Here is a 24,841-nt window from a genome sequence, read left to right as displayed (position 1 = left end):
CCGACTGTAATCCTTCCCGTCGGAGCGCCTTCCATGACCCAGACTTATGACCTGATCGTTCGCGGGGGTGAGGTGGCGAACCATGCGGGGCGCGGCAAGGCGGATGTCGGTGTGATCGACGGCAAGATCGCCTTTATCGGTGACCTGTCCCAAGCCTCCGCGGGTGAAGTGTTCGACGCCACGGGGCTGACGGTCCTGCCGGGCGTGATCGACACCCAGGTCCACTTCCGCGAGCCGGGTCTGGAATGGAAGGAAGACCTTGAGACCGGCAGCCGCGCTGCGGCTCTGGGCGGTGTGGTGGCCGTGTTCGAAATGCCGAACACCAACCCCAACACCATCAACCAGCCGACGCTGGAAGACAAACTGGCCCGCGCCAATAACCGTATGTGGACCGACCACGCCTTTTACGTCGGCGGCACTCACGAGAATGCCGACTATCTGGGCGAGCTGGAACGCCTGCCGGGTGTGTGCGGTATCAAGGTGTTCATGGGTGCCTCGACCGGCGACCTGCTGATCGCCGACGACGAGGGCGTTCGCAAGGTTCTGACCAACACCAAGCGCCGCGCGACCTTCCACTCTGAAGACGAATACCGTCTGGTCGAGCGTCGCGGCCTTGCCCGCACCGGCGACTGGACCAGCCACCCCGAGGTGCGCGACTCTGAGAGCGCCATCCGCTCGACCCGCCGTCTGGTGAACCTTGCCAAGGAAACCGGCGCGCGCATCCACGTGCTGCACGTCACCACCAAGGAAGAGATGGAGTTCCTGCGCTTCCACAAGGATTGCGCCACGGTTGAAATCACCCCGCAGCATCTGACGCTGGTCGGCCCCGAAGCCTATGAGCGTCTGGGGGCCTATGCTCAGATGAACCCGCCGATCCGCTCGCAGGAGCACGTCGATGCCCTGTGGTTGTGGGGCATCCAGCAGGGCGTGGCCGATGTGCTGGGTTCGGACCACGCGCCGCATACCAAGGAAGAAAAGTCCAAGCCCTATCCGGCCTCGCCGTCGGGGATGCCGGGCGTGCAGACGCTGGTGCCGCTGATGCTGGACCACGTGAACAAGGGCCGCCTGACGCTGGAACGCTTCATCGACCTGACCTCGGGTGGGGCACAGCGCGTTTTCGGTACCGCTAACAAGGGCCGTATGGCCGTCAGCTATGACGCCGACCTGACCATCGTGGACATGAAGGCCAAGAAGACCATCACCGCCGACCAACAGGCCACCCGTTGCGGCTGGACCCCGTTCGAAGGCCGCGAGGTTCAGGGCTGGCCCGTTGCTACCATCATCCGTGGCCGCGTGGTCATGAAGGACGGCGAACTGATCGGCACCGCCCACGGCCAGCCGGTCCGCTTCCAGGAAACGCTGGGCAACGACGCCAAGTGAGAGAGCGTCCGCGTTTAGGTCTGATCGGTTACGGCGCGTTCGGCAAACTCACCGCGCAGCATCTGTCGGCGCATTTCGATGTGCGGGCGTTTGATCCCGCCATGGCGCAGGGCGACGACCATGCCGCCAAGGTCGATCTGGCCGAGGCGGCAGGCTGTCCGGTGGTGATCCTCGCCGTTCCTGTCGGTGTGCTGGAGCAAACGCTTGTCGAGATCGCACCCCTGCTGACAGATGGCGCACTGGTGATCGATGTCGGCTCGGTGAAGGTGAAACCCGCCGAGGCGATGCAGCGCCTGCTGCCCGAACACGTCCGCATCGTCGGCACCCACCCGTTGTTCGGCCCGCAATCGGCCAAGGAAGGTTTGAGCGGCCTGCGCATCGCCGTGTGCGAGGTGAGGGGAGCCAAGGACGCCCACCGCCTTGCTGCATGGTGCCGCAAGGAACTGGGCCTCAAGGTGTTCAACGTCAGCCCTGAGGATCACGACCGCGAGGCCGCGACGGTTCAGGGCCTGACCCACCTGATCGCCAAGGTGCTGCTGAACATGGAGCCGCTGCCCACCCGCATGACGACCGCCAGCTTCGAGCGCGTCATGCAGGGCGTGGACATGGTTCGCCACGACAGCCCCGCCGTCTATCAGGCTATCGAGCGCGACAATCCTTTCGCGGCGGGCGTTCGCGAACGCTTTTTCAGCCTGTTCGACGAAGCCCGCAGCGAGTTGGACCACAAGGCCTAGCGCGTATTGGCCTTGATAAAGCTGGCAACGTCCTCGACCACCTGCGGGGCGATCTTGGCTTCGGGATTGCCATAGGTGGCGATGTTTGCGGCGCGATCCTCTGGCGCTTCGGTCAGGACGTGGTTGATGCCGTCCCACAGTTTCAGCATCGCGCGCGGCTGGGCTGCCGACAGGGCGCGGGCGTCGGTGACCGACGTCTGGATGTCAGTGGTGCCCTGACCGATGAAGATCGGCCCATCATAGTTCGATGCCAGCGCCGCCGGATCCAGCGCCAGCCATGAAATCATGTAGGGCTGGACCGAGGGGCGGAACAGGGCGGCCAGCGCAGGCGGCGGATTATCCAAGGTCCGGCCCGCTTCCAGTTCCGTCAGAGCGGCGTCGGCCTCGGCCATCAGGGCGGGGGGCAGTTGGGGGGCCAGTTGCTCGCGCAGCACTACACCGGCGGGACGCCCCGAACCGGACAGCAGGATCAGGCCGCATACCGGCGTATCGGCTTGGCTGGCGGCGGATTGTGCGACCAGCGCGCCTTCGGAATGGCCGATCAGCCATGCACAGCGGGCCCCCGTTTGTTCGATGGCCAGCTTGGCCCAGTTGCGGGCATCCTCGGCCATATTGGTGAAGGACAGGCTGGCCTCATCGGGTCCCGCGGCGCGGCTTTGGGCGATGCCGCGCTTGTCGATACGAACGGTGGCGATGCCCTGTTCGGCCAGTCCCTCGGCCAGCTGTTTCAGCGAGGCATTGCGGACGCCCAGCGGATTGTTGCCGTCACGGTCCGTCGGGCCGCTGCCGGGGATGATGACGGCGGTGGCCGCGATCACACCTTCGGGCCGCAACAGGGTGCCGTGCAGCGGCGCAGGCTCGGCAGGCAGGCTCACGGCGGTTTCGGACGGTCCGGCCATCAACGCGGCGGCAAGGGCGAGGCTGATCATGGTCTGTGTCCTTGGGTGTCGGAGTTAGAAGGGCTGGGCTTCGGGATCGTTGCGCCACACGCGCCAACTCTCGAACGTGGCCCACGCTGCGGAAATCAGCATGGCACCCACCACAATCGACAGCAGCTGCGGCTGGGGGGCAAAGGGCGTGGCGATCAGTCCGGCCAGACCGAACCAGAACAGCAGGCGTGCTGCCAGCCGATTGGCCTTGTCCCAGGCCAGACGCGAGCGATAGGCCCACGGCGTCTTTACCCCGATGAACGGGTTGGGGCCGACCTTGCCCATCATGGCTCCGCACAACAGGCTGACGCCCGAGATGAAGGCCGAGGTGATCGACGGGTTGATCGTGCCGCCCGCCGCCGTGGGGCCAAGGCTGGACCAACTGACCATCACGGCCACAGCGGCCATGATCAGCACCGACATCAACTGGCCGTTGGCCAGCGCCTTCTTGCGGATGGGATCGGTGGCCGAGCGGGCCTGATGGCCCGTCAGCAGGGCGACAAAGATATTCAGCACACCCAGCCCGCCCAGAACCGTAGCCAGTTCGGTGCGCGATCCATAGCGGTCGACATTGCCCGAGAAATCGAAATGCATGGGGATGGGCGTGGTCGGCCCCTTGAGCGCGACCCATGCGGCACCGGCAAGGATCATCAGCGATACCGCAAAGGCCAGCCGGTCATACAGGCTCATCGATTTCATGTGTCATCCTCCCTCTGCGCCTGTTTTCCGGTCCCCGCGAGGTCCATCAGAAAGGCTAGGCCTTCCTCGACGGCGGAGATTTCCAGCCGATAGCGCACCGACTGGCCGTGCTTTTCCGTGCTGACCAGTTCGGCATCGCGCAGGGCATTCAGATGCCCCGTCACCGTCGGCCAGCTCATGTCAAAGGCCGCTGCAATGTCACCCGATGCCAAGGGACCGTTCCGCAGCATGGCAATGATCTGGCGGCGCACGGGATGCGACAGGGCTTTGAACAGCGTGTTCATAGCCAACACCCTAATTAGGAAAAATCCTAAGTAAAGCGAAATATCGGCGGTTGGCCGTGTGGCCCTAGCGGCCTCTATAGGGTTCGCAGGCCAACCCATCGCCATCCCGATCCAGCTCGGGGCGATACCCCGGCTCGCCGCGACGGATGTTGTAGCGGCCATTGGAATGGGCGTGGCGACAGTTGGTGTAATAGCGGTCGGGCAGGGGCTCGCTCGCGGGTTGGCCCATAAGGGCGCGGGGCAGTTGCGACAGCGGCGCGGTCCCCTTGGCAGGCCATGCGAGGGCAATCAGGAAACAGCCGCCCGCGACCAGCAGCACCAGCAACCAGAACGGCTGGGGCTTCGATCTGCGGCGGTATGGTCGACTGCGCCAGTGCATACAGCCAAGCTAACACAACCTTGGTTTGTGACAACTCGCCGTTCTTCGCCATTGCGAGCGGGTGGGTTGAGGCCTAAGAGCCTGGCCAGCAGGAGAGGGCATATCATGGATTTTTCGGGTCAGGTGGTGCTGGTTACCGGCGGCGCGCGCGGTGTCGGGGCCGAGGCTGTGCGGGCCTTTGCGCGTGAGGGCGCTCGCGTGGCGATCAACTGGCGCGGCAGTGCCGAAGCCGCCCGCGCTCTGGCCCAAGAGATCGGCGAGCGCGCCATCGATGTTCAGGCCGATGTGACCGACCGTGACGCCGTGGCCGCCATGGTCGCCCGCATCGAGCAGCATTTCGGTGCGCCGGTGACGACCGTGGTCAACAATGCGCTGGATTACAGCTTCAACGGCGATGCCCGATCCCAGATGGAAACCATCGGCTGGGACGAGTTCGCGGCCCAGTTCTCTACCGTGGTGCAGGGCGCGCTGAACGTCATTCAGGCCGTCACGCCGGGGATGAAGTCCAAGGGCTTTGGCCGGATCATCAATGTCGGCACCAATCTGGTGCAAAATCCTGTCGTTCCCTATCACGACTATACGGCAGCCAAGGCAGCGCTGATGAGCCTGACCCGCACGGCGGCAGGTGATCTGGGGCCGCACGGCATTACGGTGAATATGGTGTCCGGCGGCCTGCTGCGGACGACCGATGCCAGCGCCGCAACGCCCGATGCGGTATTCGACCTGATCGCGGGCATGACGCCGCTGCGCAGCGTCACCACCCCGCAGGAGTTTGCCGACGCCATGCTGTTCTTTGCCTCGCCATGGGCGCGGGCGGTGACGGGCCAGAACCTGGTGGTCGATGGCGGCCTGGTCCGCGACTAAATCGCTCTGTCGCCCAAGGCCATATACGGCCAAGCTAACATTCGATACTGAGGGCCGGTTCTAACCTTCGAGGCCCGCTGTGAAGTCGATTGTCGGCAGCATCATCTATGGTGCCCTGTTTATCGGGGCGATCGCGTTCGGTTTCAGCGCCCCTGGCAGGGCCTTGATCGCGCATGTCGAAAGCCTGTCCCGATGGGCACAGATCGGCTGGGCCGTCTTTGTCGGCATGGGCGGCATGGTGCTGGGCCTGATCATGATGCTGCGCGACAAACGCAGAAGCGCGGCCAAAGCCGCCGCCCAAGACGCAGATAAAGCTTAAATCGAGAAGCTGACGCCGCAGCCACAGCTGGAGGCGGCGTTGGGGTTCTTGATCACGAACTGCGCGCCGGCCAGTTCGTCGACGAAGGTGATCTCCGACCCCTTCAGGAAGGGGACCGACACCGCATCCACCAGCGCGGCCTGACCATCGCATTCGATGCGGATGTCGTCGGCCTGCGCCTCTTCGACCAGATCCAGTTGGTACTGGAAGCCAGAACAGCCACCGCCCTCGACCGCGACGCGCAGCATCAGCGGCTTGCCCTCGGCTTGGGACAGGGCCTCAAGACGGCGGGCGGCTTGGGGGGAAAGGGTGATGCCTTCGGGGGATCGGCTGGCGATAGAGAACACGGCTGTGGATATTTCTGTGGATTGGACGGTGCCTTCACGCTTCTATATGAGGCGCTGAAGGACATTTAAAAAGGTCCGGCCCGATCAAAGTTGATGAACGTGATCCAGAACGAACGCGCCCCGTACGCCGAAAAGCATGAAAACAGCCGTGGCCGCCGTATTCCCGAGCCGCCCAGCCGTACCCGCACGCCCTTTGCGCGTGACCGCGACCGGATCATCCATTCGACCTATTTCCGTCGCCTGAAGGAAAAGACGCAGGTCTTTGTCGCGCACGAAGGCGACACCTATCGCACGCGTCTGACCCATTCGCTGGAGGTGGCGCAGATCGCGCGCTCGCTGGCGCACGCCCTGAGACTGGACGACGATCTGGCCGAGACCATCGCGTTGGCCCACGATCTGGGCCACCCGCCGTTCTCCCATGCGGGCGAGGACGAGTTGGCCGCGCTGATGAAGGACTATGGCGGCTTTGACCACAACGTCCAAAGCTTCCGCGTCGTGACCGAGCTGGAGATGCGCTATCCGGCGTTTCCGGGTCTGAACCTGACGTGGGAAACGGTCGAGGGCGTGGTCAAGCACAATGGTCCGGTCCTGCACCATCTGGGCGATCCGGCTTGGGCCAAGGTGGCCGAGTACCACGAGCACGGGGCCATGAACTGGGACCTGCGTCTGGGGACCTTTGCCTCGCTGGAGGCCCAGTGCGCGGCGATTGCCGACGATATTGCCTATAACAACCACGACGTTGACGACGGCGTGCAGGCGGGCCTGTTCACGCTTGATGATCTGGCGGAAATCCCGCTGATCGGTCCGGCCATCGCGGCGGCTCGCACCCAGTGGCCGAATATCGATGACCGGATGCTGCGCCTCGAGGCGGTGCGCCGGATGATCGGGGTGATGGTGGACGATGTGCTGGCCGAGACCGAGCATCGTCTGAAGTCGCACCGCATCGAAACGGTCGAGGATGTCCGCAACGCGCCCGAAACCCTTGTGCAGTTCTCGCAAGGCATGATGGAGGAACTGGCCGTTCTGCGCCGCTTCCTGTTCGAGCGCATGTACCGCCACTATCGCGTCAACCGCACCCGCAGTCAGGCGCGCCGCGTACTGGCCCAGCTGTTCAATCTGGCCATGGCCGAGCCGGAGGTTCTGCCACCGGAATGGCAGCGCGTGGCCCTGACCGACGACCGCACCCAGCGGGCGCGGGCGGTGTGCGATTACATCGCCGGTATGACCGACCGCTATGCCATTGAAGTGCATAGAAAGCTGTTCAGCCTCGACCTTGCCCTCGATCTATGATTCGAAAGGGTGGGGGCGGGACGGTAAAGTGACTGTGGTGTCGCATCGATTCGCGGCATCACACCCGATCTAAAGGCGCGAACATGTCCTACGACGACGATAACCGAGGCTACCCCCAGCAAGGCCGTGATCCGCGTGGTCCTGGTCCGGAACGCGGTGCCTATACCCCGCCCACCGACGACGACCTGCCGTTCAGCCGCAGCGGTTACGACCCGCGCCGCGCTCCGGCATCCAAGTCGCCGCCGCTGACCCTGATCATCAGCGTTGTCGTTCTGCTGGCCATCATCATCGGCATTATCGTGGCCTACACCATGGGTGGTTCGCGCAAGGACGGCCAGATGCCGCCTGCCGTCGGCACCAGCGCCGACATGATGAAGGTGGAAGCGCCGCTCGACGCCCAGCCGGTCAATCCGGAAGACGGCATCCGCGTTTATCGCGACACCGCAGAGACGGACACCGCCACCCCGACCCTAACCGAAGGTCCGGAAGAAGTTCTGCCGCGTCCGACCCCGTCGTCGGAACCGCTGGCCACGCCGAACCCGACGCCCGCACCGGCTCCGGCACCCGCTGCTGCGCCCAAGGCGACGACGCCGGCCCCGACGCCTGCGCCCGCTCCGGCTCCGAAGGCCACGCCGGCCCCGCAACCGGCTCCGGCCCCTGCGGCGGCGACCGGTAACTCGCGCGTCCAGATCGGTGCCTTCTCCTCGCGTGAACAGGCCGAGGCCCAGTATTCGGCTGCGGCCTCGCGCCACGGTGGCCTGACGTCCGGTGCCCGTCGCCAGATCGAAGCCATCGAGCGTGACGGCAAGACCCTGTACCGCACCTCGTTCGGCGGTCTGAGCCGCGAACGCGCGACCTCGCTGTGCAACGCCATCAAGGCGTCGGGCGGCTCCTGCTTCGTCGGCTGAGGTTAGGCGTTTGACCACAGCTGCCATTTTTGGCTGTGCGGGTTACCGGTTGTCGGCAGAGGAGCGCGCCTTCTTTGCCGACGCCGACCCGTGGGGCTTCATTCTTTTCCGCCGTAACGTCGAAAGCCCCGATCAGGTGCGCGCTCTGGTGCAAGACCTGCGCGGCGCCGTGGGTCGCGATGATGCCCCTGTCCTGATCGATCAGGAAGGTGGCCGCGTCCAGCGTCTCGGCCCGCCCTTCTGGCCGAAATATCCGCCCGGTGCCGCCTATCTTCAGGCCGCGCAGGGCGATGTGTTCAAGGCCCGCGAACTGGTGCGCCTCGGGGCGCGTCTGATCGCCCAAGACCTTTATGATCTGGGGATCAATGTGGACTGCGTTCCGGTTCTGGACGTTCCGGTCCCCGGTGCCCACGACATCATCGGCGACCGCGCCTATGCCCGCGATCCGCAGACGGTGGCCCAGCTGGGCCGTGCCGCCTGCGAGGGCCTGCTGGCGGGCGGTGTCCTGCCGATCATCAAACACATCCCCGGTCATGGCCGCGCCTTTGCCGACAGCCACCACGACCTGCCCGTCGTGGAAACGCCGCTGGCCGAGCTGGACGCATGGGACTTTGTGCCCTTCCGCGCCAACTCCGACATGCCGCTGGCGATGACGGCCCACGTTGTCTTTACCGCCGTGGATGGCGATGCGCCTGCCACCACATCCAAGGCCGGTATCCGCCTGATGCGCGAGCGTCTGGGCTTCAACGGCCTGATCATGACCGACGACCTGTCGATGCAGGCCCTGTCCGGCACGCTGAAAGACCGCGCCGAAGCCTCGTTCAAGGCGGGCAATGATGTGGTCCTGCACTGCAACGGCAAGATGGACGAGATGATCGAGGTCGCCTCGGCCACCAAGACGCTGGGGGGCATCGCTGCCCGCCGCGCCGAGGTTGCGCTGCAGCGTCTGGTTCGCTCGCCCGAGCCGCTGGATATCGACGCGGCCCGCGCCCGCTTCACCGCCGCCCTTGAGGGACGGTTTGAGGCCGCACGCGGCCCCGACGTCGGCGAGGCACAGGCTCCGGCCTGACACCATAGGGGGCAGGGGACATGACAGACGCCTTCCAGCCGAACCTCGACTTCACCGCGGTCCAGCAGGCCGAGGAGAAGGAGACTTTCGTCGTCGATCTGGAAGGCTATGAAGGTCCCCTGCACGTCCTGCTGGAACTGGCCCGTGGCCAGAAGGTGGACCTGCTCAAACTGTCCATCACCCGTCTGGCCGAGCAATATCTGGCCTTCGTTCACGAGGCGCGGCGCCGCAACTTCTCGCTGGCTGCTGACTATCTGGTGATGGCGTCGTGGCTGGCCTATCTGAAGTCGCGCCTGCTGATCCCGCGCAACGAAAAAGACAAGGGCGAGGAGCCGCCCGCCGAGCAGATGGCCGCCGCCCTGGCCTTTCGCATCCAAAAGCTGGAAGCCATGCGGACCGCCGTGGCCAATCTGACCAAGCGCCCGCAACTGAACCGCGATGTCTTTATGCGGGGCGACCCCGAACAGACCGTCATCGTCCCGTCCGACCAGATCGACGCCAGCCTCTATGAGCTGATGACCGCCTATGTCACCCAGCGGGTGAAGCAGGAGCGCCGCAACTACGCCCCGACTGCCCGCGTCGAGGCCTTCCAGCTCGAAGCTGCCCGCGACTGGCTGCGCGAGATTATGCCGCGCCTGTCGGAATGGACCCCGCTGGAGCGCGTCGCCCCGCAACGCCCCGACGACCACGACGGCCCGTCACAGGCCAGCTATACCGCCTCTACATTGTCGGCCTCGCTGGAACTGGTGAAGGAAGGCGGCATGGACATCCGTCAGGAAAAGCCGTTTGACGAGATATGGCTGCGCCGCCGTGGACCGGCCCCCGCGCTGGAGTTGGAACCGTGAGCCTGAATTTCGCCCCCGACCATCTGGAAATCGAGCGCCGCGTCGAGGCCCTGCTGTTCGCCGCCGCCGCGCCGCTGTCGCATGAGGAACTGGCCCGCCGCCTGCCCGACGGGGCCGATGTGTCCGGTGCCCTGACCGCGCTTCAGGAACGCTATCAGGGCAGGGGCGTGGTGCTTGATATTGTCGCAGGGCGCTATCGATTCCGCACGGCCGACGACCTCGGCTTCCTGATGACCGAGGAACGCGAAGAGCCGCGCCGTCTGTCCAAGGCCGCGCTGGAAACCCTTGCCATCATCGCCTACCACCAGCCCTGCACCCGCGCCGAGATCGAAAGCGTGCGCGGTGTGTCCCTGTCCAAGGGCACGCTGGATGTGCTGCTGGAAATGGGATTCGTGCGCCTGCGCGGGCGTCGCCGGACGCCGGGTCGTCCCGTCACCTATGGCACGACCGACCGTTTCCTTGAGCATTTCGGCCTTGCGGGTCTTTATGATCTGCCCGGTGTTCAGGAGATGAAGGCCGCCGGATTGCTGGATCTGTCCATGCCTGTGGGCTTTGAGGTGCCCGACCCCTCGCTTGTGCGTGAGGAGGATGCCGACGAGATGCTTCCCGGCATGGATGCAGAGGCCCCTGAGTTTGCACAAGATTTCATCAATGAGGACGGCGAGTCGAACGGCTGATTGTCGCGGCTCGCCGAGTGCGAAAATAAATCGCGGAAATCCATACACTTAGGTCTTAAAGCTCTCGCCTTGACCTGAAGGCCTTGCGCCTATAGGTTCCGCGCGAAATTCAGACCCCTGCCGACACCCCGTCGGCGATGAGCGAATTGGCCCATGTCCTCTACGAAGGAATCGCGCGAAGAGGCGATGAAACGCCTCGCCGACAGCGCATCCCGCCTGGAGGCGCGGACCAGAAGTGAGGTGGTAGCAACCGCCGAAGCTCAGAAGGTCGTCGCTCAGGCTTGGCGCATTGTCGCCGAACTGGTCGGTGGCGTCTTCATCGGTCTGGGACTTGGGGTGGCTGCGGACTTCCTGTTCGACATCCGTCCCGTAGGCGTAATCGGCGGGGTCCTGGTGGGCTTCGCTTTGTCATTTTTTATGGCCCGCAATACAGCCAAACGGCTGATGGCGGAGGCCAAGGCACTCGGTGAAACCCCTGCGGGCGAGCCGATTGTCGAGGTTAACGAAGACGAGGAACGATAGGCTTCATGGCCGGTCCGATTGAACAATTTGAGGTCAAGCCGCTCGTAGAGTTCGGCACGGTCAAAGTTCCCGTTCTCGGTGAGCAACTGATCGCGATCACCAACTCGCACGTCGCCATGACCATCGCCTTTGTGCTGGTCGTTGGCTTCCTGTCGCTGGCCACCAGCAAGAATGCTGTGGTTCCGGGCCGTATGCAGGCCGCCGGTGAAACCCTGTTCGGCATGGTCGATAACCTGACCTCGTCGATCATCGGCCACGACGGCAAGAAGTATTTCCCGTTTGCCTTCACCATGTTCATGCTGGTTCTGGCGATGAACCTGCTGGGCATGCTGCTGACCTTCACCGCAACCTCGCAGCTGGCCGTCACCCTGACGCTGGGCCTGATCTCGTTCCTGACCGTCGTCGTCGTCGGCTTCGTCAAGAACGGCTTCGGCTTCTTCAAGCTGTTCTGGCCGTCGGGCGCTCCGCTGGCGCTGCGTCCGGTTGTGGGTCTGATCGAGTTCGTTTCGTTCCTGCTGCGTCCGGCCACCCTGGCCCTGCGTCTGTTCGGTAACATGCTGGGCGGCCACGTCGCCCTGAAGATCTTCGCCCAGTTCGTGGTACAACTTGGCGCTCTGGCGATCGTCACCGGCGGCGTTGCATACGCCTTCTTCGGTGTCGCCGCCCTGTCGATGGGCATGGTCGTGGCCATGACCGCTCTGGAGTTCCTGGTGGCTTTCCTCCAGGCCTTCGTTTTCACCGTTCTGACCTGCATCTACCTCAATGATGTGGTCAACCTGGGCCACGGCCACTAAGGCTATATCCCAGTCCGCTAAACCCTACCTTCCAACGCTCTCTCGATTTAGGAAACATCATCATGGAAGCAGAAGCCGCTAAGTACATCGGTGCTGGTCTGGCCACCCTCGGCATGATCGGTTCGGCCCTGGCCGTCGGCAACATCTTCGGCAACTTCCTGGCTGGCGCTCTGCGCAACCCGGCTGCTGCTGCTGCTCAAGTCGGCAACCTGTTCGTGGGCGCCGCTCTGGCAGAAGCCCTGGGCATCCTGGCCTTCGTGCTGGGCGTCCTGATGATCTTCGGCTAATTCTTTAGCCTTAAGACCAAACAGTACCCGACGGCGCGTAGGTCCGCCTACGCGCCGTTGTCCTGATCTAAAGATAGACGGACCATGGCCGCAGAACCCACTCTTGAAACTCCGAACACGGTAACCGGCGACGTTCACGCCGATACCCACGCCTCCACCGAGCACGCCTCGGGCGGGCTGCCCCAGTTCGAATTCCAGCACTGGGTCGGTCAGATCGGCTATCTGCTGATCCTGTTCGCCATCACCTATGTGCTGATCGCCAAGGTGTTCGCGCCGCGCATGCGTCGCGTCATCGACGAACGTGCCGAAACCATCGACGGTGCCATCGCCACCGCCCGTTCGGTTCAGGCCGAAGCTGAAGCCCAAGCCGAAGCTGCCCGCGCCGAGGTCGAAAAGGCCCGCGCCGACGCCCGCGCCACCGCAGCCGCTGCGAAGGCCCGCGTCACCGAAGAATTCAACGCCCGTCTGGCTGCCGACGAAGCTGTCGTCAGCGCCCGCATCGCCGAGGCCGAGGCCAAGATCGCCGCGACCCGCGACGCTGCCATGGGTAACGTCACTGCCATCGCTTCGGACGCCACCAGCGCCATGCTGGAGCGCCTGACCGGCAAGGCCCCGACCGCGGCCGAGCTGGAAGCTGCCATCAAGGGAGCTGCCTAATATGCCCGCTTTTCTGACCGCCCACTTCTGGGACATCTCGAACCCGGAATTCTGGGTCGGCGTCGGCCTGGTCATCTTCTTCGCCATCGTGATCCTCGCTGGCGTGCCGAAGCTGGTCGCTGCTGGCCTCGACGCCAAGGCTGCCAAGATCCAGGCTGATCTGGACGAAGCCGCCCGTCTGCGCGCCGAAGCCGAAGCCATGCTGGCCCAGATCCGCAAGGAAAAGGCCGAAGCCGAAGCCCAAGCCGCCGAGCTGCTCTCGACCGCCGAAGCCGAAGCCAAGCGCCTCGAAGCCGAAGCTAAGGCCCGTATCGAGGAATCGACCGCTCGCCGTCAGGAACTGGCCGAGCGCCGCATCGCCCAGGCCGAAGCCGAAGCCACCCGCGAAGTGAAGTCGGCCGCTGCCGATCTCGCCGCCAAGGCCGCCAACGAAATCCTCGCGGCCCGCATCGCCGGTGCCAAGTCGGATCCGGCTCTGGACGCAGCCATCAGCCAACTGGCTGGCAAGCTGAACTAAGATTTCAGGAACCCCTGAACGTCAAAAGGCCCCGCATCGCGGGGCCTTTTTTCGTTTCGATGGACTGTCCGGATCAGTGAGCCGGAGCCGCACCTACCGGATGGACATGCATCTTATCCTGACGCAGGAGGCGTCCGTAGGTGGAGCCCAGCACCGCGCCGAAGATGGCGTGGGTGGCCAGCATCCAGCCGATGATTTCAAGCCCGCCCGAGGGCAGCAGCTTTTGATCCGGCACGACCATAATGGCGTAACCCATCAGCAGCACCCAGGTGCCCACGGCAAAGGCAATGCCCTTAGCGGTCGGGACCTTGGTTGGCAGGCGGTCGTACAGGAAGGCAAAGGCCAGCCCGAGGACCACAACGCCCATAAAGATGTGGATAGCCCAGCCTGCCGCGACATTGCCGGGCATTCCGAACATCTTGGCGACCATCAATGGAAACGCCGGAAACATTTTAAGGACGAACATATTTACGGCCTCGACGGCCGCGACGACTACTGTTGCAGACAGTCCGGCCAACAGGCCGTTTTTTACGCGTGACGTCATCGGAATAGCGCCTCCCAACGCTAAAACTGCAAGACTACGCCTGGGAGAGGTTATGCCCTTTTTGCGTTAATGTCGAAGAACGTTGTTCACATTAACGTGCGCGGCGGCAAAACCCCTATGAACACAGGGGAGCCGTTATCCGACAGGCGGAAAGAGGGTCAGGCGGCGCGGCGCTGGGCGCGGCGGGCGGAGGAGCGGCGACGGGCCTGTCGGACCATGCAGCGGATGCGGCGGCGAAGGCGCGGCAGCGGGCGGTGGCGGCGCGAACGCACGACCAACTTCTCGACGCGCAGGGCCTGTTGCCAGAACACAGGGGCGACTTCCGGATTCTTTCGCATCAGGCGGCGGAACGGATAGACCCACTTCGGCTTGGCACGCTGGGCTTTGATGAACTGGCGCTTGGCCCAGTAGGAGTTCCGCAGGATCAGAACCAGACCCAGCGTCGTCACCGGAATACCACCCGGACCCGGCAGAGCGCCGATCAGCGCGCCCGCAATCACGATCACCACACCCAGAGACAACATGACAAGGCGACGCAGCCGACGGTTGGGGCGGCGACGCGGTGCGACGGTCGGCAGAGGCGTAAGGGCGAGAGTCACGGCTGAGGAAGTCTCGGGAGGGGTGGAGGCAGGCTGGGTCAGGGAGTGAGAATCTACTGAAGGAATGAATCGTATGCGGACTACTAGCCGATAGATTGGTGGCCGAACGATGACTGGTAAGTGAACGATCAGTATGAATAGGAGAAAAGAAAACGCCGTGTCCGGCAGGACACGGCGTTTGGTTAGTCAGCGGTTTATTTCGGGCCTTCAGGCGGCCTGATTGGAGCCTTCCGGTGCCACCCAGCGCAGCTTGGGCTGGCGGGCGGCCTTGGTTTCATCCAGACGGCGCATCGGGGCGTGGAACGGTGCGCCCTTGAAGCGGTCGACGTCACCGGCCTTGGCCGCTTGGGCCAGCAGGCGCATGGCCTCGATGAAGCGGTCCAGCTCGGCTTTCGATTCCGTCTCGGTCGGCTCGATCAGCATGGCCCCGTGGACGACCAGCGGGAAATACATGGTCATCGGGTGGAAGCCCTCGTCGATCATCGCCTTGGCGAAGTCGAGCGTGGTGATGTCCGTACCCTTGAGCCATTCATCGTCGAACAGGGCTTCGTGCATGCACGGGCCGTCCGGGAAGGCGGCGCTCATCAGGTCCGACAGGCGGGCCTTGATGTAGTTGGCGTTCAGAACGGCGTCCTCGGCGACCTGACGCAGGCCGTCAGAGCCGTGGGACATCATGTAGGAGAGGGCGCGCACATACATGCCCATCTGGCCCTGGAAGGCGCACAGACGGCCAAAGGCTTGGGCGGCCTCGTCCTCTTCACGCTCAACCAGTTTGAAGCCGTCACCGGTGTTCACGACCCAAGGCGCGGGTGCGAACGGAGCCAAGGCTTCCGACAGCACAACCGGACCTGCGCCCGGACCGCCGCCGCCGTGCGGCGTCGAGAAGGTCTTGTGCAGGTTGATGTGCATGGCATCGACGCCCAGATCGCCCGGACGCACGCGACCAACGATCGCGTTGAAGTTCGCACCGTCGCAATAGAAATAGGCCCCTGCCTCGTGGGTCAGGCGGCTGATTTCCATGATGTCGCGCTCGAACAGGCCGCAGGTGTTCGGGTTGGTGACCATGATGGCCGCCACGTCCGGACCCAGCTTGGAGGCCAGATCAGCCACATCCACGCGGCCGTCTTCGGTCTGGGCGACCTCTACAACCGTATAGCCGACGAAGGCGGCGGTGGCGGGGTTGGTGCCGTGGGCCGAGGTGGGAACCAGAACCTTGCGACGCTGCTCATGCTCGCCCTTGGCTTCGTGAGCGGCGCGGATGGCCATCAGGCCGCACAGCTCGCCGTGGGCACCCGCCTTGGGCGACAGGGCGACGGCGGGCATGCCGGTCAGGGTGGTCAGCCAGTGCGACAGGCTGTCCATCAGCTCTAGCGCGCCCTGCACCGTCGATTGCGGTTGCAGCGGGTGGATGTCCGAGAAGCCAGCCAGACGGGCCATCTTCTCGTTCAGGCGCGGGTTGTGCTTCATCGTGCACGAACCCAGCGGATAGATAGCCAGATCGATGGCGTGGTTCTTCTGGCTCAGGCGCACATAGTGGCGCATGGCTTCCGGCTCCGACAGGCCCGGCAGGCCAATCGGGTCGCGGCGGACCAGATCACCGAGGTCGGTGCCATCGGTTTTCGGCGTGGCAAGGTCCACACCCGTCTTGCCCCAGCCTTCGCCTTCGAAGATCAGCGGCTCGTCTTGCAACAAGCCACGGCCACCGGTCAGGGTAGCGGGCTTTTCAGCGACTGCGTTAGGAGTGGTCGGGCGGCCGACGTTGTTCATGGTGCTCATGTCTTGTGCCCTTCCTTACGCGACTGCGGCTTTGAGTGCGGTGGCGAGGATCTGTATGTCCGCGTCCAGCGTCGTCTCGGTGGCGGCGACCAGCAAGACGTCGTCCATGCCCGCTTTCGGTGCGAGGCGGCTGTAGGGCACGCCAGCGAGGATGCCTTGTGCGGCCAACGTCTCGACGACCTCGGCGGCGTTTTTCGGCAGTTTGACGGCGAACTCGTTGAAGAAGCGCGGGGTCAGGACCTCGACGCCATCAATGGCGGCCAGAGCGTCACGGGTGGCCAGTGCCTTCTCGTGGTTCAGCAGGGCCAGCTGGCGCAGGCCCGTCTCGCCCAGCAGGCTCATGTGGATGGTGAAGGCGAGGGTGCAGAGACCCGAGTTGGTGCAGATGTTCGACGTCGCCTTGTCGCGGCGGATGTGCTGCTCGCGGGTCGAGAGCGTCAGCACGAAGCCACGACGGCCCTCGGCATCGACGGTCTCGCCGCAATAGCGGCCCGGGGTCTGGCGCAGCAGCTTTTCGCGGGTGGCGAACAGGCCGATGTACGGACCGCCATAGTTCAGGGCGTTACCGATCGACTGGCCTTCGCCAGCGACGATGTCCGCGCCCATTTCGCCCGGCGACTTCAGCAGGCCCATCGACACAGCTTCGGTCACGACGACGATAAGCAGGGCACCGTTGGCCTGTGCGGCCTCGGCGATCTTTGTGACGTCGGTGGCGGTGCCGAACACGTTCGGGGTCTGGACGACGACGCAGGCGGTGTCAGGGCCGATCTGGGCGATGACGTCGGCCTCGGCATCGACTGCCGGAGCCAGAACCTGCGTTTCGACGCCCATGGCGTGAACCACGGTCTCGGTAGCCTTGACATAGTGCGGGTGAACACCGCCCGAGATGACAGCCTTGTTGCGGCGGGTCACGCGGGTGGCCATCAGCACGCCCTCGGCCATGGCGGTCGAGCCGTCATACAGCGAAGCGTTGGCGACCGGCATACCCGTCAGGTTCGCGACCTGCGTCTGGAACTCGTACAGGTATTGCAGGGTCCCTTGCGCGATTTCCGGCTGGTAGGGCGTGTAGGAGGTCAGGAACTCCGAACGCTGGATGATGTGGTCAACGGTCGCCGGAACGTGGTGCTTGTAAGCGCCCGCACCGCAGAAGAACGGAACCGAACCGGCGGTCGTGTTCTTGGCCGCCATGGCCGACAGGGCGCGCTCGACTTCCAGTTCGCCCGCCACGCGCGGCAGGTCCACTGGGCCGCTCAGGCGTGCGGCTTCCGGCACGTCCACGAAAAGGTCATCGATCGACTTGGCCCCGATCGCGGCCAGCATGGCCTCGCGATCATCGGCTGTCAGAGGGAGGTAACGCATGGTTGGATCTAACCGTTAATTGTGACGAAGGGAGCCAAGTTGGCTCCCTTCGAAATTTCAACGCCGTACGATTCAGGGATGCCCGCCAAAGCAGCGATCTCTTTGGTGTTACGGCCTTTTAAGAACTCGGAATACGCAATGCCAAAGAGGTGAACGAACACCACACGTTTGCCGTGGGGTGCGCGCTCGACTGCATCTTTCAAGGCCGAAGCCAGCTGTTCCGAGGTCATGATTTTACAGGGTCGCGAGGAAGGCGTCGTAAGCCGCCTTGTCCATCAAGCCGTCCAGTTCCGAGGCGTCCGAAACCTTGATCTTTGCGAACCAGCCTTCGCCTTCCGGCGAGGCGTTCACGGTTTCCGGCGCATCGGCGAGTGCACCGTTGGCTTCGACCACCTCGCCCGAAACGGGGGCGTAGACGTCGGACGCGGCCTTGACCGATTCAACCACGGCGAAGCTGTCGCCCTTGGTCACGGTCTTGCCGACTTCCGGCGTTTCGACGAAGACGACGTCGCCGAGGGCTTCAGCCGCGTGGGCCGAAATGCCGACGGTGGCGATGTCGCCGTCCAGCGAGACCCATTCGTGATCCTTGGTGAATTTCATGGCTGATCCCTCTCAAGCCTTGGGTTTGCGGTAGTAACGGGTCGGTACGAACGGGCTGGCGACGACCTCGGCCGCGGCGGGTTTGCCGCGGACGATGACCTTCAGCTCGGTACCGATGTCGGTGTAGGCCGGCGGCACGAAGCCGATGGCGATCTTGTTGCCGGTCGAGGGCGAGGGGCCACCCGAGGTGACCACGCCGATGACGTTTCCGTCCTTGTCGGCGATCTCTGCACCCTCGCGGGCCGGTGCGCCTTCCTTGACGATCAGGTTCACGCGTTTGCGGGCGGGACCTTCGGCAAGTTCCTTCAGGATACGCTCGGCACCCGGGAAGTCGGCGGCTTCCTTGCGCGACTTGGAAAGCGCGAAGGTCAGGTCGGCTTCGACCGGAGAAACGGTGGCATCGAGGTCATGGCCGTGCAGCGGCAGGCCCGCTTCGAGGCGCAAGGAGTCGCGCGCGCCCAGACCGATCGGCTTCACGCGCTCGTCTTGCAGCAGCAGGTTCCAGATGCGCTCGGCTTCCGATGCGGGGACCGAGATTTCAAAGCCGTCCTCGCCCGTATAGCCCGAGCGGGAGATGAAGCAGTTCACGCCAAAGACGTTAAGCCAAGTGATGTCCATGAAGGACAGCTCGGCCAGAGCCGGTTCATGCTGGACCATAACGTCGATGGCTTCAGGGCCCTGGATGGCCAGAAGGGCGCGGTCGTCGAGGATTTCCAGCTTGGCATCGCCCTGAAGGTTCGCGCGCAGGTGGGCGAAGTCGGCGTCCTTGTTGCCGGCGTTGACCACGACATAGAGACCATTGTGGTCGGGCTTGCCCGCCATCAGGTCGTCCATGATGCCGCCGTCGTCGTTCAGCAGCAGGGAGTATTTCTGTTTGTGATCCTTGAGGATCTTGTAGTCGCCGGGGACGAAGCGCTCGAACTGTTCGATGGCGTCCTTGCCGGTGATCTTGGCCTGACCCATGTGGGAGACGTCGAATAGACCGGCGTGCTCGCGGGTCCATTTGTGCTCGGCCAGCACGCCTTCGTACTGGACCGGCATGTCATAGCCGCCAAAGCCGACCATGCGCGCACCGAGCGCACGGTGAGCCGCGTTCAGCGGGGTGGTTTTCAGGACTTCATCGCTCATGGGCGCACTCCGGAGTCGCGTTCTCACGGCAAAGGCTTGCCGTACGCGCCCCCGCTGTCCCTGATGCCTGAGAGATTCCGATCGTCCCACGGTGAGGGGGACAGGACGACCTTGCTCCTTCGGCGCGCGTCGGGGCATGCCCCTTGGCGACTTTCCAGCGTTTAGTGGCCCGCGCGGTCCTTTTGCCTGAGCGTTTCCGGGGCGGTTGCGCCTTCGGCTCCGGTTAGGATGGCCCCATCCCTCCCGATCTCTCCCGCATGAGCTAACGGACCTAAGCCATCGACTCCTGTTCTAAGTCAAGCGTTCGCGGACTTGTCGTATCGGTAAAGGGGCGTCATTTAGGGCACCTATCCCCAACAGCGACCAGATTTGGATTGAGTCCGCTATGACTGACGCCCGTACCGATCTTGCCACCTTCCTTGGCAACAGTGCCCTGACCGAGGGGCTGGCCGAGCTGCTGCTCAAGATCGCGGCGTCGTGCGTGGATATCCGCAAGGTCGTGTCGGGCGGCGCTCTGGCCGGCGCGCTGGGTGCATCGGGCGCGGTCAATGTTCAGGACGAAGAGCAGAAGAAGCTGGACGTCATCTCCAACGACATCCTGACCGATGCCCTGCTGGCCTCGCCGCTGGTGGCCGGTGTGGCGTCCGAGGAAATGGACAACAGCCAGCCCGCCAAACATTCGGGCGGTAAATTCCTTGTGCTGTTCGACCCGCTGGACGGCTCCAGCAACATCGACATCAACGCCCCTGTCGGCACCATCTTCTCGGTTCTGGCCGCGCCGGAAGGCGAGATCACCGACGCCGCCTTCATGCAGGATGGCCGCAAACAGCTGGCCGCAGGCTATGTGCTATACGGCGGCCAGACCATGCTGGTGCTGACGACGGGCAAGGGCGTTGCGGGCTTTACCCTGTCGCTGGACGGCCAGTGGCTGCTGACCCATCCCGAGATCAAGATCACGCCCGACACCAAAGAGTTCGCCATCAACATGTCGAACCAGCGCCACTGGGCCGAGGGTGTTCAGAAATACGTCGAGGGCTGCCTTCAGGGCGCCGAGGGCGGTCGCGGCAAGAATTTCAACATGCGTTGGGTCGCCGCCATGGTGGCGGACGTTCACCGCATCATGATGCGCGGCGGCGTCTTCCTCTATCCGTGGGACAAGCGCGAGCCGAACAAGCCGGGCAAGCTGCGCCTGATGTACGAAGGCAATCCGATGAGCTTCCTCGTCGAACAGGCGGGCGGCAAATCCACCACCGACGGCCGCAACGCCATCCTCGACGTCACCCCGACCCAGCTGCACCAGCGCGTGCCGGTGATCCTCGGTTCCGCCAACGAAATCGACATCATCGCCGACACCTGCGGAGTGTAATCCGATGACCATCCCTGCCTTCGACGTGACCGACCGCGACGCCCTGATCGTGGTCGATCCGCAGAATGACTTCTGCGAGGGCGGGGCCTTGGCGGTTGATGGCGGGGCGTCGATCATGCCGCTGATCAATGACATCGCGGCGCGGTTCAAGACCGTGGTGGTGTCGCAGGACTGGCATGCGCCGGACCAGATCAGCTTTGCCTCCAACCACGAAGGCGCGGCTCCGTTCACCCAGATCGAGGTGGAATACGGCCCGCAGATGCTGTGGCCCGACCACTGCGTTCAGGGATCGCAGGGTGCGGACTTCCACCCCGATGTGGCCCCTGCCGTGCAGCGTGCGGCGGCCATCATCCGCAAGGGGGCCAACCCTGCGGTGGACAGCTATTCGGCCTTCTTCGAGAACGACCACACGACCTCGACGGGTCTGTCGGGCCTGTTGCGCGGCTTGGGGGTGGAGCGCGTGTTCGTGTGCGGCCTGGCCTATGACTATTGCGTGCGCTTTACCGCCGAGGATGCCGTGCGCGAAGGCTTTGAGGCCGTGGTGATCGAACAGGCCACTCGCGCCATCGCCGAGGACACGGCACAGGCCGCCCGCGACAGCTTCGCGGCCCTGGGCGTAACGCGGCTTTAAGGCATTCCTCACTCCCAGAAGTCGTGTTCCTCGGGGATGCGGTTGAAGGCGATCTTGGCCCCCATGTATTGAGGCAGGTCGTTTGCGGGGCCGATGCTGACGGTGTCCTTGCCGAAACGTTTGTTCAGGGCATCCATTGCCTTGGACAGCTTCAGCGAGCGGGCATTGCCGTTCTGATCAGGGGCCTGACCGAACAGGTCGGGCGCGTGGGCACCGCGCGGGGTCAGCTCTTGGATATGGACACCCACCGTGTGCGGGCGGTGGCGACGCAGGGCAGGGGCGGCCTGTGCCCACAGTCCATCCAGCGCCGCCAGCAGGGCAAAGGTATCCTGTGTCGGTGGGACCTGACATTGATAGGACAGCTTCTGTCCGCGCTTGCTGACACTGCGGTCGGTGGTTTCCAGCTCGATGCTGAGGCCCAGAACAGAACCCGTCACATCCATCCGGCGCAGGCGCGAGCCGCATTTGACCAACAGACGGCGGGCCACGGCGCGTGACTTGTCCGGCGTGCGCATTGCCATTTGCAGGACGTGGCTGTGGCCGATGCTGGCGGTCGGCTGTTCGGCGGGCGGTTCCACATGAAGGCCGTGCAGACCGCGCCAGACGCGCTCGCCCTCAACACTGCCCCACAGGTGCCGCGCCTCCTTGGCCCCCATGGTCCATAGCTGGGCGGTGGTGTGGATGCCCGCCTGCGCCAGACGCCCCTCCATCCGCTTGCCAATCCCAGGAAAGGCCGAGATCGGCAGGTGCTCGATGGCCTGTGGCAGTTCATGCTGGCGCAGCACGGTCAGGCCGTCCGGCTTCTTCATGCCGCACGCGGTCTTGGCCAGAAACCGGCTGGGGGCCAGCCCGACCGAGGAGCGCAGGCATTCCCCGATATTGTCCTTGATCCCCTGCTGGATGCGGCGGGCCAGCGCCACGGCATTGGCCTCGATCCGCTCAGGCCCCATCAGTTCGCACGAGCATTCGTCGATGGAGCCGATCTTGTAGATCGGGATGTGCCGCTCGATCTCGGCCATGATCTGTTTGTGCAGCTTCACATAGACGTCGGGCCGCGCCTCGGCGATCACCACATCGGGGCACAGGCGACGCGCCTCGCGCACGCTGGTGCCGGTGCGGATGCCATAGGGGCGGCTCTCATAACTGGCGGCGATGGCCCCCGAAAACTCGCTGGGGGCAGGGCGCACGATCACGGGCCTGCCGCGCCATTCAGGGTTCATCTGCTGTTCGGCGCTGGCGAAAAAGGCGTTCAGGTCGATGAACAGCCAGCGCAGTTGCGCGGGATCTGACTCGGGTTCTGACGGCTTCACCATCATGTGAACATATCAGGAACATCTTGCGGTGTGGAGTCCCGTAAACCGCCCGACCTTTGGTGGCCATGTGGACAGTTCTGAGGATAAGTCTGTGGGTTAATCTGGGGACAATCGGCCCGCCACCCTGTCAGTTTCGATAGCTGTCTAAGCCCCGCCGCACGGGGCAGCTTGGGGACGGCCAATCAATGAGGGACCGATGCGGACAGTGGCGGCGGTGACACCGGCCCTAGGGGAAGATTTCATTCACCGCGAGGTCGAACTGGATGCCTTGCGGCCGGACGAGGTTCTGGTGCGTATCCGCGCCGTTGGCATCTGTCACACCGACATCGCCCACCGCGACGGGGCGGCGCATTTCGACCTGCCCGCCGTACTGGGCCACGAGGGCGCAGGGGTGATCGAGGCGGTGGGTGACGCGGTGTCCGATCTGGCTGTTGGGGATGCGGTGGTGCTCAGCTATTTCGCCTGTCGCACCTGTACCAGTTGTCGCGAACACCGCCCCGCCTATTGCCGCCAGAGCTTTGCCGGAAACTTTGCCGGAGCCCGCCCCGATGGCAGCCGCACCCTAAGGCTGGACGGCAAGGAGATCGCCAGCGCCTTCTTTGGCCAGTCGTCCTTTGCCCATCACGCCATCGTCGCGGCCAAGGGGGCCGTGCGGGTTGGGCATGACCTGCCTCTGTCAACGCTCGCGCCGCTGGGGTGCGGGATACAGACAGGGGCGGGGGCGGTGATGAACACGCTGGACCTGAAGGCGGGGCAATCACTGGCCGTCTTCGGCGCGGGGGCTGTGGGGCTGAGCGCCGTCATGGCCGCCAAGGCCGCAAGCGCGGGCCAAATCATAGCGATCGACCTTTCGGATGAGCGGCTGGAACTGGCCCGCGCACTGGGGGCCGACGCCACCTATCGCGCCGATCAGGCCGATCTGGTCCGCGCCATTCGCAAGGCGAGCGGCGGCGGCGTGGATGCGGCGGTGGAATGTGTCGGTTCGTCCGATGTGCTGCAGTCGGCCTTTGACGTGCTGGGCGCGGGCGGAACAGCGGTGATGCTGGGCCTGCCGCCGCGCGAGGCTAAGGTGGCGGTGGATATGGGCAGCCTGCTGGGCGGGCGGCGACTGGTCGGCTCCATCGAGGGCGATGCCGATCCGCAGGTCTTTATCCCGCGCCTGATCGATCTTCACCGTCGCGGGCTTTTCCCGTTCGAGCGCCTGCTGCGCTTCTATCCGTTCGAGGCCATCAATGAGGCCGTCGCGGATATGGAGGCGGGCCGCACCGTCAAACCCGTCCTTCTGATGCCGGAGACAACGCCATGACCGATTTCCACGCCGCCTTGGCCAAGGGCAAGGTTTCAACCGAGGACGCTCTGGCGATCTTTGATGCGCTGGCGCCGACCACGCCGGATTTCATGCGCGGATACTGGGAAGGATCGCCCTTTCCGACCGACCACCCGCTGGATGGCGCGCTGGAGGCCACAGGCTGGAAGGGCAAGCGGTTCGACAGCGAGGATGAGGTCTATCCGCTGATCTTCGACGACGGGCAGGGCGGCACCTTCATCGTCCAACCTGGCAAGTTCATGGGCAAACCTGCACAGGGCAAGGCGTTCGAGCGCCGCGCGGAACTGGAGACCGACGCCCCAGCCGCCCGCTTGCGGATGGTCCAGCATCGTGGCGTCGTCACAACCGCCATGGTCTATGACGACCTGCCTATCATCGACCTGTTCAAAAAGGTGGATGTCAAAACCGTGCTCGGCGTCATGGACATGCGCGGTTTGCCGCTGCCCTACTTTTTTGTGCTGCGTCGTTAATGAGTTTTATGGCATGCAAAATGATGTTGAAATTTTCTTCATCCTGAATGACTGGTGTATTGTTCAATGTCATGTATCTGTAATTATGCTTTAAGTAACTTGTATTAATTTCTGCCAAAAAGTTATATAATGATTCAAAATGTTCTAAATCTGATGTTTTATTGATGTATTGACTTAATCCATGTAATTTAGATATTGAGAGCAATTCGAGTAAATTGTGTCTTATA

At 64.0% G+C, this 24,841-nt stretch carries 32 protein-coding genes and 1 riboswitch; of the genes, 18 read left to right on the top strand and 14 right to left on the bottom strand.

Annotated features, from left to right (window positions below; translation table 11 throughout):
* Positions 1–33: 33 nt before the first annotated feature.
* Both Q0Y42_RS04385 and Q0Y42_RS04380 read left to right on the top strand, forming a co-directional pair.
* Entirely contained in the window at positions 34–1,380 is a 1,347-nt protein-coding gene (locus tag Q0Y42_RS04385; protein ID WP_297800597.1) for a dihydroorotase, read from the top strand.
* The gene (locus tag Q0Y42_RS04380) at positions 1,377–2,114 is read left to right on the top strand and encodes a prephenate dehydrogenase (protein ID WP_297800595.1); all 738 of its coding nucleotides are present in this window, start codon (positions 1,377–1,379) and stop codon (positions 2,112–2,114) included. Before Q0Y42_RS04385 ends, Q0Y42_RS04380 begins: the two co-directional genes overlap by 4 nt.
* Here Q0Y42_RS04380 and Q0Y42_RS04375 read toward each other — a convergent pair.
* The 4 genes from Q0Y42_RS04375 to Q0Y42_RS04360 form a co-directional block, all read right to left on the bottom strand.
* Positions 2,111–3,043, bottom strand: coding sequence for an alpha/beta fold hydrolase (locus Q0Y42_RS04375; RefSeq protein WP_297800593.1), 933 nt, complete (start codon positions 3,041–3,043; stop codon positions 2,111–2,113). The genes Q0Y42_RS04380 and Q0Y42_RS04375 overlap by 4 nt on opposite strands.
* 24 nt (positions 3,044–3,067) lie before the next feature.
* Positions 3,068–3,742, bottom strand: a complete 675-nt coding sequence (locus Q0Y42_RS04370) for an SdpI family protein (protein ID WP_297800591.1) — start codon at positions 3,740–3,742, stop codon at positions 3,068–3,070.
* Positions 3,739–4,026: a metalloregulator ArsR/SmtB family transcription factor gene (locus Q0Y42_RS04365; protein WP_297800589.1), complete on the bottom strand. Its 288-nt coding sequence runs from the start codon at positions 4,024–4,026 to the stop codon at positions 3,739–3,741. The genes Q0Y42_RS04370 and Q0Y42_RS04365 overlap by 4 nt, the downstream gene beginning before the upstream one ends.
* 64 nt (positions 4,027–4,090) lie before the next feature.
* Positions 4,091–4,405 carry an excalibur calcium-binding domain-containing protein gene (locus Q0Y42_RS04360; RefSeq protein WP_297800587.1) on the bottom strand — a complete coding sequence of 105 codons (315 nt, stop codon included), beginning with the start codon at positions 4,403–4,405 and terminating at the stop codon, positions 4,091–4,093.
* A 105-nt stretch (positions 4,406–4,510) separates the two neighbouring features.
* On the opposite strand from Q0Y42_RS04360, the gene Q0Y42_RS04355 reads away from it, so the two are divergent.
* Both Q0Y42_RS04355 and Q0Y42_RS04350 read left to right on the top strand, forming a co-directional pair.
* Complete coding sequence (locus Q0Y42_RS04355; RefSeq protein ID WP_297800585.1) at positions 4,511–5,269, top strand: 3-oxoacyl-ACP reductase; 759 nt, start codon at positions 4,511–4,513, stop codon at positions 5,267–5,269.
* Positions 5,270–5,348: 79 nt separating this feature from the next.
* Positions 5,349–5,588, top strand: coding sequence for a hypothetical protein (locus Q0Y42_RS04350; protein WP_297800583.1), 240 nt, complete (start codon positions 5,349–5,351; stop codon positions 5,586–5,588).
* Here the strand turns inward: Q0Y42_RS04350 and erpA are convergent.
* A complete protein-coding gene (gene erpA / locus Q0Y42_RS04345; protein ID WP_297800581.1) occupies positions 5,585–5,935 on the bottom strand; it encodes an iron-sulfur cluster insertion protein ErpA in 351 nt (116 codons plus the stop codon). The genes Q0Y42_RS04350 and erpA overlap by 4 nt on opposite strands.
* Positions 5,936–6,028: 93 nt before the next feature.
* On the opposite strand from erpA, the gene Q0Y42_RS04340 reads away from it, so the two are divergent.
* The 10 genes from Q0Y42_RS04340 (at position 6,029) to Q0Y42_RS04295 (ending at position 13,501) form a co-directional block, all read left to right on the top strand.
* Complete coding sequence (locus tag Q0Y42_RS04340) at positions 6,029–7,225, top strand: deoxyguanosinetriphosphate triphosphohydrolase (RefSeq protein ID WP_297800579.1); 1,197 nt, start codon at positions 6,029–6,031, stop codon at positions 7,223–7,225.
* A gap of 83 nt (positions 7,226–7,308) precedes the next feature.
* On the top strand, positions 7,309–8,133 hold the full coding sequence (locus Q0Y42_RS04335) for an SPOR domain-containing protein (RefSeq protein WP_297800577.1): 825 nt from the start codon (positions 7,309–7,311) through the stop codon (positions 8,131–8,133).
* Positions 8,134–8,143: 10 nt separating this feature from the next.
* On the top strand, positions 8,144–9,202 hold the full coding sequence (gene nagZ / locus Q0Y42_RS04330) for a beta-N-acetylhexosaminidase (protein ID WP_297800576.1): 1,059 nt from the start codon (positions 8,144–8,146) through the stop codon (positions 9,200–9,202).
* A gap of 20 nt (positions 9,203–9,222) precedes the next feature.
* A complete protein-coding gene (locus Q0Y42_RS04325; protein WP_297800574.1) occupies positions 9,223–10,047 on the top strand; it encodes a ScpA family protein in 825 nt (274 codons plus the stop codon).
* On the top strand, positions 10,044–10,724 hold the full coding sequence (scpB, locus tag Q0Y42_RS04320) for an SMC-Scp complex subunit ScpB (protein WP_297800572.1): 681 nt from the start codon (positions 10,044–10,046) through the stop codon (positions 10,722–10,724). The genes Q0Y42_RS04325 and scpB overlap by 4 nt, the downstream gene beginning before the upstream one ends.
* 153 nt (positions 10,725–10,877) lie before the next feature.
* Entirely contained in the window at positions 10,878–11,246 is a 369-nt protein-coding gene (locus Q0Y42_RS04315) for an AtpZ/AtpI family protein (protein ID WP_297800570.1), read from the top strand.
* A gap of 5 nt (positions 11,247–11,251) precedes the next feature.
* Positions 11,252–12,040: a F0F1 ATP synthase subunit A gene (locus Q0Y42_RS04310; protein ID WP_297800568.1), complete on the top strand. Its 789-nt coding sequence runs from the start codon at positions 11,252–11,254 to the stop codon at positions 12,038–12,040.
* A 62-nt stretch (positions 12,041–12,102) separates the two neighbouring features.
* Positions 12,103–12,327 carry a F0F1 ATP synthase subunit C gene (locus tag Q0Y42_RS04305; RefSeq protein WP_292051528.1) on the top strand — a complete coding sequence of 75 codons (225 nt, stop codon included), beginning with the start codon at positions 12,103–12,105 and terminating at the stop codon, positions 12,325–12,327.
* 84 nt (positions 12,328–12,411) lie between these two features.
* Positions 12,412–12,984, top strand: coding sequence for a hypothetical protein (locus Q0Y42_RS04300; protein WP_297800566.1), 573 nt, complete (start codon positions 12,412–12,414; stop codon positions 12,982–12,984).
* 1 nt (position 12,985) lies between these two features.
* A complete protein-coding gene (locus Q0Y42_RS04295) occupies positions 12,986–13,501 on the top strand; it encodes a F0F1 ATP synthase subunit B (RefSeq protein WP_297800564.1) in 516 nt (171 codons plus the stop codon).
* Positions 13,502–13,574: 73 nt separating this feature from the next.
* On the opposite strand, the gene Q0Y42_RS04290 is transcribed toward Q0Y42_RS04295, so the two are convergent.
* From Q0Y42_RS04290 to gcvT, 7 genes are all read right to left on the bottom strand, one after another.
* A complete protein-coding gene (locus Q0Y42_RS04290; protein ID WP_297800561.1) occupies positions 13,575–14,045 on the bottom strand; it encodes a DUF6789 family protein in 471 nt (156 codons plus the stop codon).
* Between the two features lie 158 nt (positions 14,046–14,203).
* On the bottom strand, positions 14,204–14,644 hold the full coding sequence (locus Q0Y42_RS04285; protein WP_297800559.1) for a hypothetical protein: 441 nt from the start codon (positions 14,642–14,644) through the stop codon (positions 14,204–14,206).
* A 207-nt stretch (positions 14,645–14,851) separates the two neighbouring features.
* On the bottom strand, positions 14,852–16,420 hold the full coding sequence (gene gcvPB, locus Q0Y42_RS04280; RefSeq protein WP_297800557.1) for an aminomethyl-transferring glycine dehydrogenase subunit GcvPB: 1,569 nt from the start codon (positions 16,418–16,420) through the stop codon (positions 14,852–14,854).
* Between the two features lie 15 nt (positions 16,421–16,435).
* The gene (gene gcvPA / locus Q0Y42_RS04275) at positions 16,436–17,779 is read right to left on the bottom strand and encodes an aminomethyl-transferring glycine dehydrogenase subunit GcvPA (protein ID WP_297800554.1); all 1,344 of its coding nucleotides are present in this window, start codon (positions 17,777–17,779) and stop codon (positions 16,436–16,438) included.
* Positions 17,780–17,787: 8 nt separating this feature from the next.
* A complete protein-coding gene (locus Q0Y42_RS04270; RefSeq protein WP_297800553.1) occupies positions 17,788–18,009 on the bottom strand; it encodes a hypothetical protein in 222 nt (73 codons plus the stop codon).
* A gap of 4 nt (positions 18,010–18,013) precedes the next feature.
* Positions 18,014–18,379, bottom strand: a complete 366-nt coding sequence (gene gcvH / locus Q0Y42_RS04265) for a glycine cleavage system protein GcvH (protein WP_297800551.1) — start codon at positions 18,377–18,379, stop codon at positions 18,014–18,016.
* Between the two features lie 12 nt (positions 18,380–18,391).
* The gene (gcvT, locus tag Q0Y42_RS04260; protein WP_297800549.1) at positions 18,392–19,507 is read right to left on the bottom strand and encodes a glycine cleavage system aminomethyltransferase GcvT; all 1,116 of its coding nucleotides are present in this window, start codon (positions 19,505–19,507) and stop codon (positions 18,392–18,394) included.
* 164 nt (positions 19,508–19,671) lie between these two features.
* Positions 19,672–19,773: riboswitch (glycine riboswitch) on the bottom strand.
* Positions 19,774–19,892: 119 nt separating this feature from the next.
* Here gcvT and Q0Y42_RS04255 point away from each other — a divergent pair.
* Positions 19,893–20,873, top strand: coding sequence for a class 1 fructose-bisphosphatase (locus tag Q0Y42_RS04255; protein ID WP_297800547.1), 981 nt, complete (start codon positions 19,893–19,895; stop codon positions 20,871–20,873).
* 4 nt (positions 20,874–20,877) lie between these two features.
* Positions 20,878–21,504, top strand: a complete 627-nt coding sequence (pncA, locus tag Q0Y42_RS04250; protein WP_297800546.1) for a bifunctional nicotinamidase/pyrazinamidase — start codon at positions 20,878–20,880, stop codon at positions 21,502–21,504.
* A gap of 8 nt (positions 21,505–21,512) precedes the next feature.
* On the opposite strand, the gene Q0Y42_RS04245 is transcribed toward pncA, so the two are convergent.
* A complete protein-coding gene (locus Q0Y42_RS04245) occupies positions 21,513–22,820 on the bottom strand; it encodes a type VI secretion protein ImpB (protein WP_297800544.1) in 1,308 nt (435 codons plus the stop codon).
* Positions 22,821–23,013: 193 nt separating this feature from the next.
* Between Q0Y42_RS04245 and Q0Y42_RS04240 the strand changes: the two genes are divergently transcribed.
* Together Q0Y42_RS04240 and Q0Y42_RS04235 are read left to right on the top strand one after the other, a co-directional pair.
* Entirely contained in the window at positions 23,014–24,123 is a 1,110-nt protein-coding gene (locus Q0Y42_RS04240; RefSeq protein WP_297800543.1) for an NAD(P)-dependent alcohol dehydrogenase, read from the top strand.
* Positions 24,120–24,614, top strand: a complete 495-nt coding sequence (locus tag Q0Y42_RS04235; RefSeq protein WP_297800541.1) for a DUF4334 domain-containing protein — start codon at positions 24,120–24,122, stop codon at positions 24,612–24,614. Before Q0Y42_RS04240 ends, Q0Y42_RS04235 begins: the two co-directional genes overlap by 4 nt.
* On the opposite strand, the gene Q0Y42_RS04230 is transcribed toward Q0Y42_RS04235, so the two are convergent.
* Positions 24,562–24,841, bottom strand: a 280-nt coding sequence (locus Q0Y42_RS04230; RefSeq protein WP_297800539.1) for a hypothetical protein, incomplete at its 5' end; no start/stop codon positions are given. The genes Q0Y42_RS04235 and Q0Y42_RS04230 overlap by 53 nt on opposite strands.

The sequence above is a fragment of the uncultured Brevundimonas sp. genome (assembly GCF_947305955.1).
In the GTDB taxonomy this organism is placed as follows: domain Bacteria; phylum Pseudomonadota; class Alphaproteobacteria; order Caulobacterales; family Caulobacteraceae; genus Brevundimonas.
Note: the sequence above shows the minus strand (reverse complement) of the source record. Positions and strands in the feature narration are given on the sequence as shown.

Coding starts and splice junctions, on each gene's coding strand:
- Q0Y42_RS04270 (WP_297800553.1), bottom strand. CDS start 18,009: ATGACCTCGGAACAGCTGGCTTCGGCCTTGAAAGATGCAGTCGAGCGC.
- Q0Y42_RS04375 (WP_297800593.1), bottom strand. CDS start 3,043: ATGATCAGCCTCGCCCTTGCCGCCGCGTTGATGGCCGGACCGTCCGAA.
- Q0Y42_RS04240 (WP_297800543.1), top strand. CDS start 23,014: ATGCGGACAGTGGCGGCGGTGACACCGGCCCTAGGGGAAGATTTCATT.
- Q0Y42_RS04360 (WP_297800587.1), bottom strand. CDS start 4,405: ATGCACTGGCGCAGTCGACCATACCGCCGCAGATCGAAGCCCCAGCCG.
- Q0Y42_RS04290 (WP_297800561.1), bottom strand. CDS start 14,045: ATGACGTCACGCGTAAAAAACGGCCTGTTGGCCGGACTGTCTGCAACA.
- Q0Y42_RS04235 (WP_297800541.1), top strand. CDS start 24,120: ATGACCGATTTCCACGCCGCCTTGGCCAAGGGCAAGGTTTCAACCGAG.
- Q0Y42_RS04245 (WP_297800544.1), bottom strand. CDS start 22,820: ATGATGGTGAAGCCGTCAGAACCCGAGTCAGATCCCGCGCAACTGCGC.
- Q0Y42_RS04340 (WP_297800579.1), top strand. CDS start 6,029: ATGAACGTGATCCAGAACGAACGCGCCCCGTACGCCGAAAAGCATGAA.
- Q0Y42_RS04255 (WP_297800547.1), top strand. CDS start 19,893: ATGACTGACGCCCGTACCGATCTTGCCACCTTCCTTGGCAACAGTGCC.
- gcvPA (WP_297800554.1), bottom strand. CDS start 17,779: ATGCGTTACCTCCCTCTGACAGCCGATGATCGCGAGGCCATGCTGGCC.
- gcvH (WP_297800551.1), bottom strand. CDS start 18,379: ATGAAATTCACCAAGGATCACGAATGGGTCTCGCTGGACGGCGACATC.
- Q0Y42_RS04315 (WP_297800570.1), top strand. CDS start 10,878: ATGTCCTCTACGAAGGAATCGCGCGAAGAGGCGATGAAACGCCTCGCC.
- Q0Y42_RS04300 (WP_297800566.1), top strand. CDS start 12,412: ATGGCCGCAGAACCCACTCTTGAAACTCCGAACACGGTAACCGGCGAC.
- Q0Y42_RS04295 (WP_297800564.1), top strand. CDS start 12,986: ATGCCCGCTTTTCTGACCGCCCACTTCTGGGACATCTCGAACCCGGAA.
- Q0Y42_RS04310 (WP_297800568.1), top strand. CDS start 11,252: ATGGCCGGTCCGATTGAACAATTTGAGGTCAAGCCGCTCGTAGAGTTC.
- gcvT (WP_297800549.1), bottom strand. CDS start 19,507: ATGAGCGATGAAGTCCTGAAAACCACCCCGCTGAACGCGGCTCACCGT.
- Q0Y42_RS04335 (WP_297800577.1), top strand. CDS start 7,309: ATGTCCTACGACGACGATAACCGAGGCTACCCCCAGCAAGGCCGTGAT.
- pncA (WP_297800546.1), top strand. CDS start 20,878: ATGACCATCCCTGCCTTCGACGTGACCGACCGCGACGCCCTGATCGTG.
- Q0Y42_RS04385 (WP_297800597.1), top strand. CDS start 34: ATGACCCAGACTTATGACCTGATCGTTCGCGGGGGTGAGGTGGCGAAC.
- Q0Y42_RS04365 (WP_297800589.1), bottom strand. CDS start 4,026: ATGAACACGCTGTTCAAAGCCCTGTCGCATCCCGTGCGCCGCCAGATC.
- Q0Y42_RS04370 (WP_297800591.1), bottom strand. CDS start 3,742: ATGAAATCGATGAGCCTGTATGACCGGCTGGCCTTTGCGGTATCGCTG.
- gcvPB (WP_297800557.1), bottom strand. CDS start 16,420: ATGAGCACCATGAACAACGTCGGCCGCCCGACCACTCCTAACGCAGTC.
- Q0Y42_RS04305 (WP_292051528.1), top strand. CDS start 12,103: ATGGAAGCAGAAGCCGCTAAGTACATCGGTGCTGGTCTGGCCACCCTC.
- Q0Y42_RS04355 (WP_297800585.1), top strand. CDS start 4,511: ATGGATTTTTCGGGTCAGGTGGTGCTGGTTACCGGCGGCGCGCGCGGT.
- Q0Y42_RS04325 (WP_297800574.1), top strand. CDS start 9,223: ATGACAGACGCCTTCCAGCCGAACCTCGACTTCACCGCGGTCCAGCAG.